This is a genomic window from Pseudomonas sp. ZS1P83, from assembly GCF_054897825.1.
Genome location: NZ_CM142706.1, coordinates 2,958,592 through 2,974,964, shown reverse-complemented (window position 1 = coordinate 2,974,964; position 16,373 = coordinate 2,958,592). Strand labels below are relative to the sequence as shown.

Sequence of the window (16,373 nt, the reverse complement as noted above, 5' to 3'; positions counted from 1 at the left end):
GTGAATAACCGGATGTGGGGCTTACCCCCGTTGCTCGGCCACCAACAGCAACGACTGCGGCACAGGACTTTGCGGGTGCTGCGGCTCCTGCAGGCCCGCCAGCCGAAAACCGGCCATGTCCAGCGCATTGAGCCAGCTGGACAAGGTGCGCAAGTACCACGGCATGGGTTGCCACTGCCCCTTGAACCCAGCGAAGGTCTCTTCCCGCCAACCATCTTGATAGTCGCCCGCCGCCGCGGTCCACGGATGCAGTGTCTGGATTACCAGCGCGCCGCCAGGGGCGAGCAGGGCGTTCATGGCGGCGAGCAGAGGGATGATGTCCTGGTGCAGCAGAGCGAAGTTGGCGCAGATCAGGTCGTAGGCGCTGCCGATGTCCACCTTCGCCTCCACCAACTCTTCATAGCTCGCCAAATGCACCTGAGAAGAGCCCGCCGCCCGCGCCGCCTCGACCAGCGTAGCATCGCCATCCACACCGACCGCTTTGATGGCCCGTTCGGCCAGCGCACGCAACAGCCAGCCCTCGCCGCAACCCAGGTCGAGCACACGCTCGGGCTGGCGGCTTAGCACTGCCAGCAGGATTGCCTGGTCGGTGAGCTTGAGGCGACTTTCGAGGGTGCCGGTGCGAATGGCTTCGATCCAGGATTGGGCGTTGTGGTGCCAACTTTGGAGTAGGGTAGATTCGGAGGCGGGCATTTCGATCTCCGCAGTTGTTGGTTGGATGGAAGGATAGGACATCTGTTGGTCGATGGACTTTATCGGTGACGTTTTACCTGCGTCACAATCACCGATAGTTGCCTTTTGCGAGGTCACACCGGCGCGTCATTCGGGAAGACCGGCTGTGCGTCGCAAACATTCCGACCGCTTGATTTTAGAGGAGACGCAGCATGGAACGATTCACGGGCGGTTGCCTGTGCGGCAACGTCCGAATTGAGGCGTCGGGACGTCCATACCGGGTCGGCCTTTGTCACTGTCTCGACTGCCGAAAGCATCATGGGGCCCTTTTTCACGCCTCCGCGGTGTTCCCTCAGAGTGCCGTGACGATCAATGGCGAAACACGCGACTACGCCGGGCGGTTTTTCTGTCCCCGCTGCGGCTCGTCCATTTTTGCACGCACCGCCGACGAAATCGAAGTGAACCTGGGATCCCTGGATGCCCCTGACCAGCTGATGCCAACCTACGAAAGCTGGATCGTCCGTCGCGAGTCCTGGTTGCCGTCGTTTGCGCTCACGAGACGATACGAGCGCGATCGTGACGCGACGGGGCGCTTTGAGGAGTAGGCCGCGCAGTAAATAAAGCCCGCTGAACCGGTGACGGTCAGCGGGCTTTTACGTGGGCGGTGTTTTGTTCTGATCCGTATTTTCCTTCGTTATCTGCATATGTAACCCACGCCGCCGCCGGCTCACAATGACAGCACGCTCAGCAGTTTCGGCAACCGCTGTACTGCAAACTCATAACGTAGGAGGCCCAATGGGCAAGATGGCAATTTTCCTGGGTGGATTTCTGGTGTTGACCATTTTGATCGGTGCCCTTGCCACGATTTCTCCCGTTTAGTCACTTCCTCTAATCAACAAAAAGCACAACGCCTCCACGTTGGGAGGCGTTGCAGGTTCAGTAACACCGCTTGCGTTACTTAAGATCGAAGCGATCCAGGTTCATCACCTTGGTCCAGGCGGCCACGAAGTCTTTTACAAACTTTTCCTTCGCATCAGCGGTTGCATAGACTTCAGCCAACGCTCGCAACTGCGCATGTGAGCCGAAGATGAGGTCGACACGGGTGCCTGTCCACTTCACTTCGCCGGTTTTGCGATCGCGCCCTTCAAACTCCTCGTTAGCCTCCGAGACCGGTTTCCATTCCACGCCCATGTCCAGCAGGTTTTTGAAGAAGTCGTTGGTCAACGCCTCTGGCTGCTGGGTGAACACGCCGTGTCTGGTTTGTCCGACGTTGGTGTTCAGCACGCGCATACCGCCAATGAGCGCGGTCATTTCTGGCGCGGTGAGTGTCAGCAGTTGCGCCTTGTCGATCAACAGCTGCTCGGTCGGTACGCGGTATCTGCCTTTGAGGTAGTTACGGAAGCCATCGGCGATGGGTTCGAGGAAGCCGAAAGACTCTACGTCCGTCTGTTCCTGGGAGGCGTCCATCCGTCCCGGTGTGAACGCAACCGTCACGCTGTGGCCAGCATTTTTTGCCGCCTGTTCGACGCCAGCGTTACCGGCCAGCACGATCAGGTCTGCCAGCGAGATCTTCTTGCCGCTGTTGTTGAACTCGCTCTGAATGCTCTCGAGTTTCGCCAGCACGCTCGCCGTTTGCTCAGGCTGGTTGGCTTGCCAGAATTTCTGCGGAGCCAGACGCAGACGCGCACCGTTGGCGCCGCCGCGTTTGTCAGAGCCACGAAAGGTCGAGGCCGCCGCCCAGGCAGTTGATACAAGCTGCGAGATTGTCAGGCCCGAGGCCAGGAGTTTGCTCTTGAGTGCGGCGACGTCACTGTCGTTGACCAAGGCATGGTCGACCGCTGGAATCGGGTCTTGCCACAGCAGTTCTTCGCTCGGCATTTCTGGGCCGAGGTAGCGGGAGAGGGGGCCCATGTCGCGGTGGATCAGCTTGAACCAGGCGCGGGCGAACGCGTCGGCCAATTGGTCCGGATTTTCCAGGAAACGCCGCGAAATCGGTTCATAGATCGGGTCGAATCGCAGCGCCAGGTCCGTGGTCAGCATGGTCGGATTACGACGCTTGGAAGGGTCGTGAGCATCCGGAATGATGCCGGCACCAGCGCCGTTTTTCGGTATCCACTGATTCGCGCCCGCGGGGCTTTTGCTCAGTTCCCACTCGAAGCCGAACAGGTTTTCCAGATAGTTGTTGCTCCACCGGGTGGGCGTGGTGGTCCAGGTGACTTCCAGGCCGCTGGTGATGGTGTCCGGCCCTTTGCCGGTGCCGAAACTGTTCTTCCAGCCAAAGCCTTGTTGTTCCAGGCCTGCGGCTTCGGGCTCGGCGCCGACATTGTCGGCAGGTCCGGCGCCGTGGGTCTTGCCGAAGGCGTGGCCGCCGGCAATCAGTGCCACGGTTTCTTCGTCATTCATCGCCATGCGCGCGAAGGTCTCGCGGATGTCTTTCCCGGCGGCAACCGGGTCCGGGTTGCCTTCCGGGCCTTCAGGGTTCACATAGATCAGGCCCATTTGTACCGCAGCGAGCGGGTTTTCCAGGTTGCGCCCTTGCTCGGTACGGCTCTCCTCATTTTCCCCCGGCTCAGCAACGAGTGGGCCTTCGCCGGGCTCTTGCATGGGCTCATTTTCTTTGCCATAGCGGGTGTCGCCACCCAGCCACTTGTTTTCCGAACCCCAGTAAACATCCTCATCCGGTTCCCAGACGTCCGGACGACCGCCGGAATAGCCAAAGGTCTTGAAGCCCATGGACTCCAGCGCGACGTTGCCGGTGAGGACGATCAGGTCAGCCCAGGAGATGTTGCAGCCATATTTCTGCTTGATCGGCCAGAGCAGACGGCGCGCCTTATCGAGGCTAACGTTGTCCGGCCAACTGTTGAGCGGCGCAAAGCGTTGTTGGCCGGAACCGGCGCCACCACGACCGTCACCGGTGCGATACGTACCGGCGGCGTGCCAGGCCATGCGAATGAAGAGGGGCCCGTAGTGACCGAAGTCCGCCGGCCACCAGTCTTGCGAATCGGTCATCAACGCAGTCAGGTCTCTTTTGACCGCTTCAAAGTCCAGGGTTTTGAATGCTTCGGTGTAGTTGAAACCCTCGTCCATGGGGTCGGACAGGGACGAGTGCTGATGCAGAATCTTCAGATTCAGTTGGTTCGGCCACCAGTCTCGGTTTGTCGTGCCACCGCCAGCGGCGTGATTGAACGGGCATTTCGATTCATTTGCCATGTGTGAGCTACCTTGTCGTGTTCATCCGGCTATCCGGCCCAGCGTGGGCGTTAAATAGCAACGAGCGAAACCAATGACACAGGCTGCAGGGCCAGCAGTTTGAACAACTGATTGTTTGATCACACGGGAATTCTGAACAGCAGCAATCGAGTTGCCTGCACGGTGGCCTACGGCAGGTTTAGTCAGGCTTCTGACCCATTCCTATCTCCTTATCAGCTCTTGACCGGCCGGCTAGAGTGCCAGCGCTCGACTAAGGTTAGACCCCAGTTGAGAAGTCAGCTAATAGGGGGAGTATTAGGCTGTGATAGGCAGAGTCTTTTACAGGCATCAGGGGAACTTGATTTGTGCGGGCCTCATCGCGGGCAAGCTACGCCGTTCCCCAAGTATGTGAACGACTCAAAACCTGTGGGAGCGTGGCTTGCCCGCGATGACGGTAGCACAAACACCGAAGCTTTCAGATCAAATCCCCGGTGCTACTTTCCACTAAACACCGCCGGCCTGCGCTCGGCAAAGGCTGCCAACCCTTCGCTAAAGTCGCTGCTCTCACACGCCTGTCGCCGCAGTTCCGCTATCTGCTCCATCGCCTGCACGGGCATCGGTTGCAGGTCTTCCAGAATTCGCAATTGTTCCTTCACCGCCGCAATGGCCAGCGGCGCTTTGGCGGCGATGCCTTGGGCCATGTCGAGCGCAGTCGATTCCAGCGCGTCGCTGTCGACCAGCCTGTTCACCAAACCAAACCTTTCAGCGCGTTCGGCATCAAGCTTCTGCGCCGTGAAGAACATTTCCTTCAACACGTGAATCGGCAAATTGTTGAAGAACCGCAGCAACCCGCTGGTGGTGTAGGGCAAGCCGATGTTGACCGGGGTCATTGCGAAGCTTGCACTGCGATCGGCAACGACCAGGTCGCAGCTCATGGCCAGGTCGACCGCGCCGCCCCATACCGAGCCGGAAATCAGCGCGATCACCACGCCGGGGTAGGCGCGGATGCGGCGCAATACCTGTTCGAGGGGTTTGCCGTAGGCGATCGGGTCGCGGTCATGTTGCAGTTCGCGGATGTCGTGGCCGGCGCTCCACACCAGTTGGCCCACTTCGCTGCCAAGTATCACAACGGGGATGCGTTGTGAGGTGAGGGCGGCGAGACTTTCGTCGAGGGATGCCAGCAACTGCGCGCTGAGGGCGTTGCGGTGGGTGGGGTTGCTGAAGACCAGCCGCGCGATGCGTTCATCGACCCGGTTGACGGTCACGGTGGCGGAGGAGGTTGGTTTCATTGGGCGGTTCCTGTTGATTGTGCGGGCGAATCGTCGGTGTCCTGAAACACGACCTTGGCGGCGAGCAGTGCGTTAATCGATGCGGCATCGAAACCGCCTTCGCGCAGGATTTCGATGCTGTGTTCACCCAGCAGCGGCGGCGGGCGGCTGGCGGCGCCGTCGGTGGCGCCGAACACCGGTGTCACCACCTGACGCAATGCGCCAAGTGTCGGGTGCGTGAGTGTCTCGGTCAGTTGGCTGTGCAGCACTTGCGGATCGTCGAACACTTCGTCGAGTGTGTTGATCGGGCCGGCGGGCAATCCTGCCTCGACGAACAGCGTGGTCCATTCGAGTTTGCTGCGAGTTTTCAATCGGCTTTCCAAAATCTCCCGTAACTCGTCACGACGTTCGACTCTCGCTTCGTTGGTGGCAAATCGCGGGTCATTCGGCAACTCAGGCAAATCGAGCAGCACGCACAAACGTCCCCACATGGCCGAAGTGATCGGCGCCAGATTGAGCGGGCCGTCCAGCGTCTGGAACACACCATAAGGCGCAATCACCGAATGCGCATTGCCCGTACGGCGTGGCACATCTCCCAGGCTGAGGTAGCGTTGACCGTGCACACTCAACAGCCCGACCAGACTGGCCAGCAACGACGTGCTGACGTGTTGGCCTTGGCCGGTAGTCGAGCGCTCAAGCAAGGCCGCCAACACGGCCGTCACCAGCCACATGCCTGAGGTCAAATCGCCGATGGCGGTGCCGGTACGCGTCGGGTCGCCATCGACGAAACCGGTCAGGCTCATCAACCCCGAATAACCCTGTGCAATCTGGTCGAAGCCCGGCCAACTGCTCATCGGCCCATTTGCGCCAAAGGCGTTGATGCTGCCCATGATCAGTCGCGGATTGCGGGCCCTGAGCACGTCATAACCGAGCCCCATACTTTCCAGCGTGCCGGGTTTGAAGTTCTCGATGACGACGTCCGCCTCATCGATCAACCGCTGGATCGTGGCCAATCCCTGGGGATTGCGGAAGTCGATGCACAGGCCGCGCTTGTTACGGTTACACGACAGGTAATAAGTGCTCACGCCCCGGTCGAATGGCCCCCACGTGCGGCTCATGTCGCCGGTCGGGCCGGGCTCGACCTTGACCACATCCGCACCGAGGTCCGCCAGCACCATGGTGCAGAACGGCCCCGACAGTGCGCGACTCAGATCAACAATCTTCACGCCTTGCAAAGCTTGCATAGGGTTCTCCAATGAATGGTCAGGTGCGCGTTATTGCGGCAAGGTTTGATCACGGGTTTCGACGGCGAACGGCAGAATCAGAATGCCGGCCACGAAGGCCGCGGCTGTCCAGGCGATGGGCGCGCCCAACGAGCCGTACCCGTGGATCGCCGCGGCCAGCAGGAAGTTGACGCCCGCGCCGATGAAGCGGCCGACCGAGGCATTGAAGGCGAAGGCCGTGGCGCGGATCCGGGTCGGATATTGCTCGGGCAGCCAGAGCGAGAAAATCGCGAAGTTGCCGCCGAAGAAGCCGAGGAACACCAGCGACACCATGAACAGATGAAGGCCATCGTCCATGTAGAACACCCAACCGAACGCAACGACGATCGATGTCGCCATGCCGGCGAAATAGATCCCCAGTGCAACCCGCCGGCCCAGTCGCTCAGCCAGCCAGGGCGCCACGAGGCAACCAAGAATCGTGCTGAGCGCCAGCACCGCCGCGCCAATGGAGGCGAGGTGCACCGCGCCGACGTGATCGATACCTGCTTGGGTGGCCAGCGTGACGACGGCCGTTGCTTCATAAACCGAGCCGGCCCACAAACCGACGATGGCGACGCCGACCAGCAAGGAGCTGGTCAGCGTGCGGCGCCGGAAGGCCGGTGCAAAGATTTCCCACCACGACGCGCGGGTTGCAGGCTTCAATGCGGGCGTTTTGACGTTGAGCGCAGCCTTGCGCACCTGGCCAGGCTCTTTCACTTTCAGCGCGGTATAGATCGCAATGAACGCCGGGAACAGTCCGCAGAGAAACATCACGCGCCAGCCATAGGTTGCGCCGACGGTGTAGTTCAGCAGCGCGGCAATGAAGAAGCCAAAGTAGTAGCCGGTTTGCAGATACCCCGCGCCCATCTTGCGCCGGTCTTCCGGCCAGCTCTCGGCGACATAGGTGCCGGCGAGTGCCCACTCGCCGCCGACGCCAATCCCGGCGATCAGCCGGAACGCCGCCAATTGCCAGATGTTCTCCGAAAACGCCGCCGCGCCGGTAAACAGCGAGTAGACCAGAATGCTGGCGGCCAGCATCTTCACCCGGCCAAAGCGGTCGGCGAGCGGCCCCCAGATGAACGACAGGCCCCAGCCGATCAGAAACAACCCGAACGTTATCGAACCGTACATGGCGATGTTGGTGGCGGTGGGCTCAATGCCCGAGGCGGGCAGCAGTTCGGTCAGGGCAGGAATCAAAACCAGTGCGAAGATCACCGAATCCACGCCATCCAGAACCCATCCCACGTAGACCGTCCAGAAGCCGCGAATCTGCTCGCGGGTCAGGGGCGTTTTGATGGGCTTCACGCCCGTTGCTGATGCTGTTAACACTCTAGACATTGAGATCTCCCATTGACCTTGATCAGGCCTATAGAAGCGCTGCTTGCCGGTGGCGGCCGTTAGCACTTCGTTTGTTGTGAGACGAGTCTAGGCGTCGTATCTCATAAGCTTCAAATATGATATTCCTCTGTTTCCATCAGAAAGTTATATGGCTTTGGAGGATGCATGGACCTGCGCCAGTTGCGGTATTTCATCAAGGTGGTCGAATGCGGCAACATCACTCGCGCCAGCGAAGCGCTGCATATCGCGCAGCCCGCGATCAGCCAGCAAATGCGCAATCTGGAACTGGATATGGACATGCAACTGCTCGAGCGCAGCGTGCATGGCGTGGTGCCCACGGCGGCGGGGCAGACGCTGTATAGGCATGCCATCGAACTGCTGCGCCAGGCTGACGGCACCCAGGAACTGTTGCGTCAGGACGCCGAATTCCCGCAGGGCAAAGTGGCGGTCGGCATGCCGTCGAGTACCGCGCGCATGTTGGCGATTCCGCTTGCGCGCACGATTCGCAGTCGCTATCCGGGCATCAAGCTGGAGTTGATCGATGCGCCGAGCGCCGACCTGGGGCGCCTGATCACTGTGGGGCGGGTGGCACTGGCGGTGAATGTCGATGCGGTCGAAACCCGTGGCATGGCCATGCAGCGGCTGTTCACCGAAACGCTGTACCTGGTGGCGTGGCCCGAGTTTTCATTACCGGATGAACCGCTGTCGATTGAAGCGTTGGCGAAGATGCCGCTGGTGCTGCCCTGTGCGCCAAACACGATCCGCAGCCGGGTTGAGTCAGCCTTCCAGGAGGCCGGCCTGCACTGCGAGGTTGAGTTTGAGGCCAACTCCACTGACCTGCTGTTCTCGGCCGTCCTGGCCAAACTGGGTGTAACGATCCTGCCGTGGGCAGCCGCCCATGTTGAACTTGAGCAACACAGGCTCAAGCTGGCCAGGATCGATCATCGACTGTTTATCCGAGATCTTTCGCTGTGCTGGCATGACACGGTCGTCGAGAGCAACGCGGTGCAAAAGGTCAAATCGACTATTTTTGAATTGTTCGAAGAATTTAGGCGGCAGCCGGGGTGGGCGGCTGGGCAGTGATTTGTGTCGGCTGTGAGGGCACAAGCACAGGATATCCCGGAGCAGCCTTCCTCATATTCATCATGCCGTCGTGAGATAGACTCAACAGCGGACATCCGACGGTAGGAGTGACAACTGTGGCGGGATTCATATGGATTCGCTGATCACAGCCGCAGCACAGGCGCTGGCAGCGGGTGATCCGCTTGGCGCGCTGAACCGGGTCGCGTTGCGCGACGATGCGCCAGCGCTGGCGTTGCGCGGTATTGCGATGGCGCAACTCGGCGATCTGGTTCGGGCCAAGGCGCTGGTGCAGAAAGCAGCGCGGGCCTTCGGTTCGAAGGAGGCCTTGGCTCGGGCGCGGTGTGTGGTCGCTGAAGCCGAGATCGCGTTGGCCTCACGGGAATTGGGCTGGCCGGTGAAGGCACTCGACTCGGCGCGGGTGACGCTTGAGGCGCACGGCGATCGAGTGAACGCCGCTCATGCGCGGTACCTGCAGATTCGGCGTTTGCTGCTGATCGGGCATCTCGATGAGGCCGAAGTGCTGCTCGCCGAGCTTGACCCCGCACCCTTACCGCCGGCATTGCGCGCCGCCCACGAACTGGTCGTGGCGGGGATCGCGATGCGGCGACTCGAGACGCAGAAGGCGCGATCAGCACTCACCAGGGCCGAGCACGCCGCACGCGATGCCGGTATTCCTGCGCTGACGGCCGAGGTGGAATACGCTGTCCTTGCCCTGAACACGCCTGTCGCGCGGCTGATTGCCCGTGGCGAAGAACGGCCTCTGTTGCTGGATGAGGTTGAAGCGCTGCTCGGGTCAACGTCGCTGGTCGTGGACGCGTGTCGCTACGTCGTGCGTGGTGCCGGCATGTCGGTTTCCCTCGCCACACGCCCGGTCTTGTTCGCTCTCGCACGGGCACTGGCCGAAGCCTGGCCGGCTGACGTGTCGAGGGAAACGCTGATTGCCCGGGCCTTTCGTTTGAAGCTCGCCGATGAGTCCCTTCGCGCGCGGTTGAGAGTCGAAGTCGGGCGACTGCGCGCGGCGCTTAAACCCTGGGCCGGCGTCACCGCAACTAAACGTGGTTTTGCGCTGGTGTCGCTGGTTGCTTCCGACGTTGTGGTGCTGGCGCAACCCGTCGAAGAGAAGCACGCGGGGGTGTTCGCCTTCCTCGTCGACGGTGAATCGTGGTCGAGCTCGGCACTGGCACTGGCCCTTGGCATCAGCCAGCGGTCGGTGCAACGGGCACTCGACGAACTGGCCTGCGCGGGCAAGGTGCAATCCTTCGGTCGCGGCCGGGCGCGTCGCTGGATGACCCCGCCGGTGCCGGGTTTCGCGACGACCTTGTTACTCCCGGTGCCACTACCGGGTGACTAGGATGAACGCCACCCACCCGAAACGAGGACACCAACATGAAACAGTCAACAGCTCAAATCCTTCGTGAATATGGACCCTTTGCCGGTGTCGACACGGTGCATGGCGTCACTTGGGACGGCCGGCACGTCTGGTTTGCAACCGGCGACACACTCAACGCCCTGGACCCTGCGAGTGGCAAGACACTGCGCTCAATCGACGTCGCCGCCCATGCCGGCACCGCCTTCGACGGCCAGCACCTGTTCCAGATCGCCGAGGATCGCATCCAGAAAATTGACCCGCAGACTGGCCGCGTACTTGGGACTATCCCGGCGCCTGGCGGCAGTGACTCAGGGCTGACATGGGCGGAAGGGACGCTGTGGGTCGGCGAGTATCAGGATCGCAAGATTCATCAGATCGATCCCGAGACCGGCGCGATTCTTCGCACTATCGAATCCAACCGCTTCGTCACTGGGGTGACGTGGGTCGAGGGGCAGCTTTGGCATGGCACGTGGGAAGGGGATGAGAGTGAGTTACGCCATGTTGATGCGAAGACCGGCGAGGTGCTGGAGAGCGTGAAGCTGCCGGCCGGCGTCGGGGTGTCGGGGCTTGAATCGGACGGTGGCGATCAGTTTTTCTGCGGCGGCGGTGGCAGTGGAAAGGTGAGGGCGGTGCGGCGCCCCAAATAAAGCGCCGCTCAATCACTCAAGGCGCCCCAAACAACATGGTCCAATAAACCCCCTCATCGCTGCGCGCGTCTGCTGCATAGGCTGCACCCATCTGAGTAAACATCGGGTTCATCAAGTTGGCGCAATGCCCCGGACTCGCCAGCCAACCCGACATTGCCTTGCTGGGTGAGCCCTGCCCAGCAGCGATGTTCTCGCCGATCTGCCGGCCACGGAAACCAGCGGCTCGCGCCCGGTCCGCTGGCATCTCACCGTCGGGGTCCTGGTGTGCAAAGTAGTTGCCGTAGGCCATCGCTTTGCTGTGACCTTGCGCCGCTGCGCCCAAGGCCAGGTTCGACTTCAACGCCAGCGGGGATAATGCGCGACCCGCGCGCCCCGAGCAGCGATCGGGGTGAGCGCGGTAGTCGTTGATGGCTTCCACCAATTGCCTTTCGGCACCGGCGTGGGCGGGGTTGGCGAACAGGGAAAACAGAGGAATGAAACAGAGCGAGGCAACGCGAATGGACAGGAGGGCTTGGCGCTTGGATGGACAGCTCTGAGCGAGCAAGTGGATTTCACGGTTCGGCGATGACTGGCGCGTCAACACAAGGTTCACGAACGCAAGAGACCTATTTGTCGCACTCGCTCACTTCGAAAACTTTCGCGCCCCGGCAACGCAAAGGATTACCGCGACGGTGACCCCCAGCATGCCGATGCTGACCTGCTCGTGAAGCAGCGTGGCCGCCAGCGCCAATCCAAAAAACGGCTGCAGAAGTTGAAGCTGGCCGACGGCAGCAATTCCCCCTTGGGCAAGCCCGCGGTACCAGAAGACGAAACCGATCAGCATGCTGAAGATCGATACGTAAGCCAGGCTAATCCACGCGGGTGTTGTAATTCCCGAGAACGAATCAGGGGCCATGAACCAGGTCATCGGGACCATGACGGGCAGCGACAGCACCAGTGCCCAAGAAATCACCTGCCACCCACCCAGTGTTCTTGAAAGCGTTGCACCTTCTGCATAACCCAGCCCGCAGGCGAGGATGGCCAGCAGCATGAGCATGTCGCCTGTCGGAGAAGCGGTCAGGCCTTGAGAGACCGCAAACCCCACGACTAACGCGCTTCCCAGGACCGAGAAGAACCAGAACACTGGCCGGGGACGCTCCCCTCCACGCAACACGCCGAACACCGCTGTGGCGAGCGGCAACAGGCCAACAAAGACGATGGAATGCGCCGACGTCACGTACTGAAGCGCCAGCGCCGTCAGCAGCGGGAACCCAACTACAACGCCCATTGCCACGATCACCAAGGGCAGCAGCTGATGCTTGGCAGGACGTTTTTCTTTAAACAGCACAAGCATGCAAAGCGCCAGAACCCCGGCAATCGCCGCTCGGGCAACCGTCAGGAAGACCGGGTCGAATTCCAGCACGGCCAACCGAGTGGCAGGCAGCGAGCCGCTGAAAATCAGCACGCCGATAAACCCGTTGAGCCATCCGCTCGCGGTTTTCTTCATCGTTGGGTTTTGCAGGGTCCGTTCCATTTCCAGGCACTCTGAATTTGCAGAGATCCATCGTATGATCGACGGTCACTACAATCAAAAAATTGTCATGGATACATCTCGACATGCCTCGCTCACGGTACAAGTCATTAGTGGATGCTTTTGCGGCTGACATCCGGTCAGGACGATTGTTGCCGGGCACGCGATTGCCAACGCATCGTCAGCTTGCAGCGACAGAAGGGCTGGCGCTGGTGACCGCCACTCGGGTCTATGCAGAGCTCGAAGCCATGGGCCTGGTCAGTGGGGAGACGGGGCGCGGCACGTTCGTGAGGGAGACTTCGTTGCCGCCTGGCTTGGGTATCGACCAGAAAAACGTTGCCGTCGGAATGACCGACCTCAACTTCAACTACCCCTCGCTGCCAGGGCAGGCGGAACTCTTGCGAAATGCGCTGCGCCAACTCGCGTCGGGCGGTGATCTGGAGTCGCTGTTGCGCTACCAGCCACACGCCGGGCGTCTGCATGAGCGGGCCTCTGTGGCGCGCCATTTGCTCGCCCGAGGACTGACGGTGGATGCCGAGCAAGTGTTAGTGGTCAGCGGTGCCCAGCATGGACTGGCTGTGACAATGATGGCGCTGCTGCAACCCGGTGATGTGATTGCAGCGGATGCGCTGACCTATTCAGGTTTCATCGTGCTGGCCGAAGCCTTGCACCTTGAAATCGTGTCCATTCCCGTGACCGAGAAGGGACCTGATCTGGAGGTGCTGGACAGCCTGTGCCTTCGTCGTCGCGTGCGGGCGGTGTACACGATGCCGACGCTGCACAATCCGCTGGGATGGGTGATGAGTGCCGATCAGCGCGAGTCGCTGGTGACGATTGCGCGCAGGCATGACTTGCTCATCATCGAGGACGCCGCTTATGCCTTCCTTGCTGAGGACCCGCCGGCCCCGTTAGCGCAACTGGCCCCCGAAAGGACCGTTTACGTTTCAGGGCTCTCCAAAAGTGTGGCCACCGGATTGCGCGTAGGTTTTGTCGCAGCCCCCGCCGAAAAAGTGCCCGCGTTGGAGCGAACGATCAGGGCGACCACCTGGAATACCCCAGGCGTGCTGACGGCGATCGCGAGCACGTGGCTCGACGATGGCACGGTCATGCAGTTGGAAGCTGAAAAACGCCGGGATGCGCAGGCCAGGCAAGCCATCGCCACAGAAGTGCTGATGGGGCTTGCGTGCGTTCGTCACCCGTCGTCGTATTTTCTTTGGCTGCCTTTGTCTGAAGATGCAAGGGCCGACCAGATTGCCGCGGCTCTGATGCGTGAAAATGTGGCGGTTTCAACCGCTGAGCCTTTTACTACTTCTGCTCATGTACCGCACGCGATTCGCTTGGCGCTAGGCTCAGCGGAGATGGGCGCACTGCGTGAGGCGCTTGAAAAAGTTAAGTGGGTGATTGGTGCTTATTCATAGCCTGAAAAGGGTCGCTTTGACCCATTGCAGGCGTTCTCTAATGTTTGCTGTAAGCAATATATTAGATCTCTATGTTCGTTGAAGAGGGCGGATTATTATCGCGCCGTAGAGTCTACTGAAGTGGCCAGAAATAATACGGATCGAGTAGATGGGTGATTGTTTGTGCACAAGGCGTTGTTTGGTCTCTATTAAATTTATATTGAACTATTTGAGATATCTTATATTGAAAGTTTTCGCAGGCGAGTGACGGAATATGTTTGCTATGTCTGTGACGAAGGAGGAGTGTTGAAAAAATAAGTCCAATGAAGAGGCGTCGGAGCGTCAATGTTTCCCTGCTGGTCATCCAGTAGAGATCAATCGCTCAGCGAATCCATGATTATTCCTGCGTGTTCAAAGTCCAGTGTCCCGCACCCATTCAAATATGGGCAAATACTTCTGTTGGTCATGTTGTTTTGTGGCTGCTTTGGATTACAAGCGAAGGAATACGGCGGACTGGAGCAGCAGCGGATAGAAAAAACCTTTCCTGACAGCGATAACCTTTCCGAGCCTACGGGCGAGTTCAAGGTTCGCACCATCAGCACCGGAAAAACGCTACTCGGTTATGTGTTCCAGAGTCAGGACGTGGTGGATATTCCGGCCTATTCGGGCAAGCCGATTAACATGCAGGTCATCCTCGATACCCACGGTGTCATCCAGGATGCCTACGTACTGGAACACCATGAGCCGATTCTGCTGATTGGCATTCCCGTGGAAAAGCTTCATGCCTTCGATGCCAAATATAAAGGGATCAAGGCCGGCCAAAGGGTGGTCGTCGGTCACTCCAGTGATCCAGAGGCGGTGACAGTCGACGGTATTTCTGGAGCAACGGTAACCGTCATGGTGGTCAATGAGATCATCATGCGCGCTGCGCACAAGGTGGCCGTATCGCTGAAACTGATTGAGGACAAGGGCGGCGCAACACAGAAGCCCGCCACCGTGCGCCAGGACTTTTACGAACCCGCCACCTGGGAGCAACTGACCGGCAACGGCGCCATCCGCCGGTTGAATTTGACCCGTGGTCAGGTCGACGCCGCCTTCAAAGGTACGGAGGCCGCGGGTCTCGACAATGCCGCTGCCGATCAAGTTGATGACACCTTTATCGAGCTCTACACCGCCGATTTGAACCCGCCAGCCATCGGTCGCAATTTGCTGGGTGACAATCAGTACCGTTTCCTTATGCAGGATCTCAAACCCGGCGAGCAGGCCATCGCAGTACTGGGGCGTGGCCTGTATTCCTATAAAGGTTCGGGTTATGTGCGCGGCGGGATTTTCGATCGAGTGCAATTGCGCCAGTTCGGCAACGTCATCAGCTTTCGCGACATGGACCATCAACGGCTCTCCGACGTGTTTGCCAAGGGCATGCCGGAATTTACTGAAATGTCGATTTTCATCGTGCGCGAACCGGCCCGGTTTGACCCAGGATCGCCCTGGTCCATGGAGTTGCTGGTGCGTCGCCAGACCGGCGCGGTCAACGGCGTGTTCAGTAGCTTCGAGCTGTCGTACCAACTGCCCGAACAATACCTTTTGCGTCCACCGCCCAGCGCCGAAGAACTGGCCGCCATCGAGGTTGCCAACAGACCGGCGTGGGTCAATATCTGGTACCAGAAAGCGTTTCAGATCGGGATCCTTTGCACGGCCCTTGCTGTGTTGATGGTGATTTTGTTCCTACAGGACACCTTCACCAAATACCCGCGCTTCCTGCACTGGCTGCGTCGCGTCTATTTGGTTTTCACCGTGGTGTTCATCGGCTGGTATGCCCTGGGGCAGATTTCGGTGGTCAATGTCCTGACCTTCGCCCATGCCCTGTTTGAGAACTTCCGCTGGGAACTGTTTCTGACGGACCCGATTGTTTTCATCCTCTGGACCTTTACCGCCGCCAGCATTCTGCTCTGGGGCCGTGGCGTGTTCTGTGGCTGGTTATGCCCCTTCGGCGCCATGCAGGAACTGATCAACGAAGCCTCGCGCAAACTCAAGGTTCCACAATTTGAATTGCCCTTCGCGTTGCATGAACGCTTGTGGGCCGTGAAGTACATCATTTTGCTGGTGTTATTCGGCATCTCCCTGGAGTCGATGACCACCGCCGAGCAATTTTCCGAGGTGGAACCGTTCAAGACCGCCATCACCCTCAAGTTCGATCGCCAGTGGTGGTTCGTGGCCTACGCGGTGGCGCTGCTGGTCATCAACATCTTCACGCGCAAAGTCTATTGCCGCTACGTCTGCCCGTTGGGCGCCGCGCTGGCTATCCCCAGCAAGCTACGTCTGTTCGACTGGCTCAAACGCCGCAAGGAATGCGGCACGCCCTGCCAGCTGTGCGCCAAGGAATGCGAGATCCAGGCGATCCACCCGGATGGCCACATCAACGCCAACGAGTGCCATTACTGCCTCGATTGCCAGATGACCTACCACAACGAAAACAAGTGCCCGCCACTGGTGCTCAAGAACAAGCGCAAGACGCGGGACAAGCCAGCGCCTTTCCCTCAAAGCGCCGACCTGATTCCGGTTGTGCAAGTGTTTGAGCCCTGACCCGGAACAAGCATCGATTGACCGAACTTACTCATATCTGCCCCCGATGGAGCAA

At 59.8% G+C, this 16,373-nt stretch carries 13 protein-coding genes; 6 read left to right on the top strand and 7 right to left on the bottom strand.

What is annotated here, in order from left to right:
• Positions 1-21 precede the first annotated feature (21 nt).
• On the bottom strand, positions 22-693 hold the full coding sequence (locus ACYZT0_RS14130; RefSeq protein ID WP_462046359.1) for a class I SAM-dependent methyltransferase: 672 nt from the start codon (positions 691-693) through the stop codon (positions 22-24).
• Between the two features lie 191 nt (positions 694-884).
• Between ACYZT0_RS14130 and ACYZT0_RS14125 the strand changes: the two genes are divergently transcribed.
• Positions 885-1,277 (top strand): GFA family protein, encoded by a 393-nt coding sequence (locus ACYZT0_RS14125; RefSeq protein ID WP_462046358.1) that lies wholly within the window; start codon positions 885-887, stop codon positions 1,275-1,277.
• A 349-nt stretch (positions 1,278-1,626) separates the two neighbouring features.
• Here ACYZT0_RS14125 and katG read toward each other — a convergent pair whose 3' ends face one another.
• The 4 genes from katG to ACYZT0_RS14105 all read right to left on the bottom strand — a co-directional run bounded on the left by katG (position 1,627) and on the right by ACYZT0_RS14105 (position 7,729).
• A complete protein-coding gene (katG, locus tag ACYZT0_RS14120) occupies positions 1,627-3,882 on the bottom strand; it encodes a catalase/peroxidase HPI (RefSeq protein WP_462046357.1) in 2,256 nt (751 codons plus the stop codon).
• Between the two features lie 473 nt (positions 3,883-4,355).
• Positions 4,356-5,150: a methylmalonyl-CoA decarboxylase gene (gene scpB / locus ACYZT0_RS14115; RefSeq protein ID WP_462046356.1), complete on the bottom strand. Its 795-nt coding sequence runs from the start codon at positions 5,148-5,150 to the stop codon at positions 4,356-4,358.
• Complete coding sequence (locus ACYZT0_RS14110; RefSeq protein ID WP_462046355.1) at positions 5,147-6,373, bottom strand: CaiB/BaiF CoA transferase family protein; 1,227 nt, start codon at positions 6,371-6,373, stop codon at positions 5,147-5,149. The genes scpB and ACYZT0_RS14110 overlap by 4 nt, the downstream gene beginning before the upstream one ends.
• A 30-nt stretch (positions 6,374-6,403) precedes the next feature.
• Positions 6,404-7,729, bottom strand: a complete 1,326-nt coding sequence (locus ACYZT0_RS14105; RefSeq protein WP_462046354.1) for an MFS transporter — start codon at positions 7,727-7,729, stop codon at positions 6,404-6,406.
• 165 nt (positions 7,730-7,894) lie between these two features.
• Here ACYZT0_RS14105 and ACYZT0_RS14100 point away from each other — a divergent pair, with 165 nt between their 5' ends.
• The 3 genes from ACYZT0_RS14100 to ACYZT0_RS14090 all read left to right on the top strand — a co-directional run bounded on the left by ACYZT0_RS14100 (position 7,895) and on the right by ACYZT0_RS14090 (position 10,828).
• Positions 7,895-8,812, top strand: a complete 918-nt coding sequence (locus ACYZT0_RS14100; protein ID WP_462046353.1) for a LysR substrate-binding domain-containing protein — start codon at positions 7,895-7,897, stop codon at positions 8,810-8,812.
• Positions 8,813-8,942: 130 nt separating this feature from the next.
• Positions 8,943-10,163, top strand: a complete 1,221-nt coding sequence (locus ACYZT0_RS14095; RefSeq protein ID WP_462046352.1) for a helix-turn-helix domain-containing protein — start codon at positions 8,943-8,945, stop codon at positions 10,161-10,163.
• A gap of 35 nt (positions 10,164-10,198) precedes the next feature.
• Positions 10,199-10,828, top strand: a complete 630-nt coding sequence (locus ACYZT0_RS14090; RefSeq protein WP_462046351.1) for a Vgb family protein — start codon at positions 10,199-10,201, stop codon at positions 10,826-10,828.
• A gap of 16 nt (positions 10,829-10,844) precedes the next feature.
• Here ACYZT0_RS14090 and ACYZT0_RS14085 read toward each other — a convergent pair whose 3' ends face one another.
• Together ACYZT0_RS14085 and ACYZT0_RS14080 are read right to left on the bottom strand one after the other, a co-directional pair.
• The gene (locus ACYZT0_RS14085; RefSeq protein ID WP_462046572.1) at positions 10,845-11,372 is read right to left on the bottom strand and encodes a CAP domain-containing protein; all 528 of its coding nucleotides are present in this window, start codon (positions 11,370-11,372) and stop codon (positions 10,845-10,847) included.
• Between the two features lie 78 nt (positions 11,373-11,450).
• Positions 11,451-12,341, bottom strand: coding sequence for a DMT family transporter (locus tag ACYZT0_RS14080; protein ID WP_462046350.1), 891 nt, complete (start codon positions 12,339-12,341; stop codon positions 11,451-11,453).
• A gap of 83 nt (positions 12,342-12,424) precedes the next feature.
• Here ACYZT0_RS14080 and ACYZT0_RS14075 point away from each other — a divergent pair, with 83 nt between their 5' ends.
• A complete protein-coding gene (locus ACYZT0_RS14075) occupies positions 12,425-13,756 on the top strand; it encodes an aminotransferase-like domain-containing protein (protein WP_462046571.1) in 1,332 nt (443 codons plus the stop codon).
• Between the two features lie 444 nt (positions 13,757-14,200).
• Complete coding sequence (nosR, locus tag ACYZT0_RS14070) at positions 14,201-16,318, top strand: transcriptional regulator NosR (RefSeq protein WP_462046570.1); 2,118 nt, start codon at positions 14,201-14,203, stop codon at positions 16,316-16,318.
• The last annotated feature ends 55 nt before the right edge of the window (positions 16,319-16,373 follow it).

What these genes read in the sequence shown, in the direction of transcription:
- ACYZT0_RS14130 (WP_462046359.1), bottom strand. Translation starts at nt 693, where the DNA reads ATGCCCGCCTCCGAATCTACCCTACTCCAAAGTTGGCACCACAACGCC.
- ACYZT0_RS14125 (WP_462046358.1), top strand. Translation starts at nt 885, where the DNA reads ATGGAACGATTCACGGGCGGTTGCCTGTGCGGCAACGTCCGAATTGAG.
- katG (WP_462046357.1), bottom strand. Translation starts at nt 3,882, where the DNA reads ATGGCAAATGAATCGAAATGCCCGTTCAATCACGCCGCTGGCGGTGGC.
- scpB (WP_462046356.1), bottom strand. Translation starts at nt 5,150, where the DNA reads ATGAAACCAACCTCCTCCGCCACCGTGACCGTCAACCGGGTCGATGAA.
- ACYZT0_RS14110 (WP_462046355.1), bottom strand. Translation starts at nt 6,373, where the DNA reads ATGCAAGCTTTGCAAGGCGTGAAGATTGTTGATCTGAGTCGCGCACTG.
- ACYZT0_RS14105 (WP_462046354.1), bottom strand. Translation starts at nt 7,729, where the DNA reads ATGTCTAGAGTGTTAACAGCATCAGCAACGGGCGTGAAGCCCATCAAA.
- ACYZT0_RS14100 (WP_462046353.1), top strand. Translation starts at nt 7,895, where the DNA reads ATGGACCTGCGCCAGTTGCGGTATTTCATCAAGGTGGTCGAATGCGGC.
- ACYZT0_RS14095 (WP_462046352.1), top strand. Translation starts at nt 8,943, where the DNA reads ATGGATTCGCTGATCACAGCCGCAGCACAGGCGCTGGCAGCGGGTGAT.
- ACYZT0_RS14090 (WP_462046351.1), top strand. Translation starts at nt 10,199, where the DNA reads ATGAAACAGTCAACAGCTCAAATCCTTCGTGAATATGGACCCTTTGCC.
- ACYZT0_RS14080 (WP_462046350.1), bottom strand. Translation starts at nt 12,341, where the DNA reads ATGGAACGGACCCTGCAAAACCCAACGATGAAGAAAACCGCGAGCGGA.
- ACYZT0_RS14075 (WP_462046571.1), top strand. Translation starts at nt 12,425, where the DNA reads ATGCCTCGCTCACGGTACAAGTCATTAGTGGATGCTTTTGCGGCTGAC.
- nosR (WP_462046570.1), top strand. Translation starts at nt 14,201, where the DNA reads ATGTTGTTTTGTGGCTGCTTTGGATTACAAGCGAAGGAATACGGCGGA.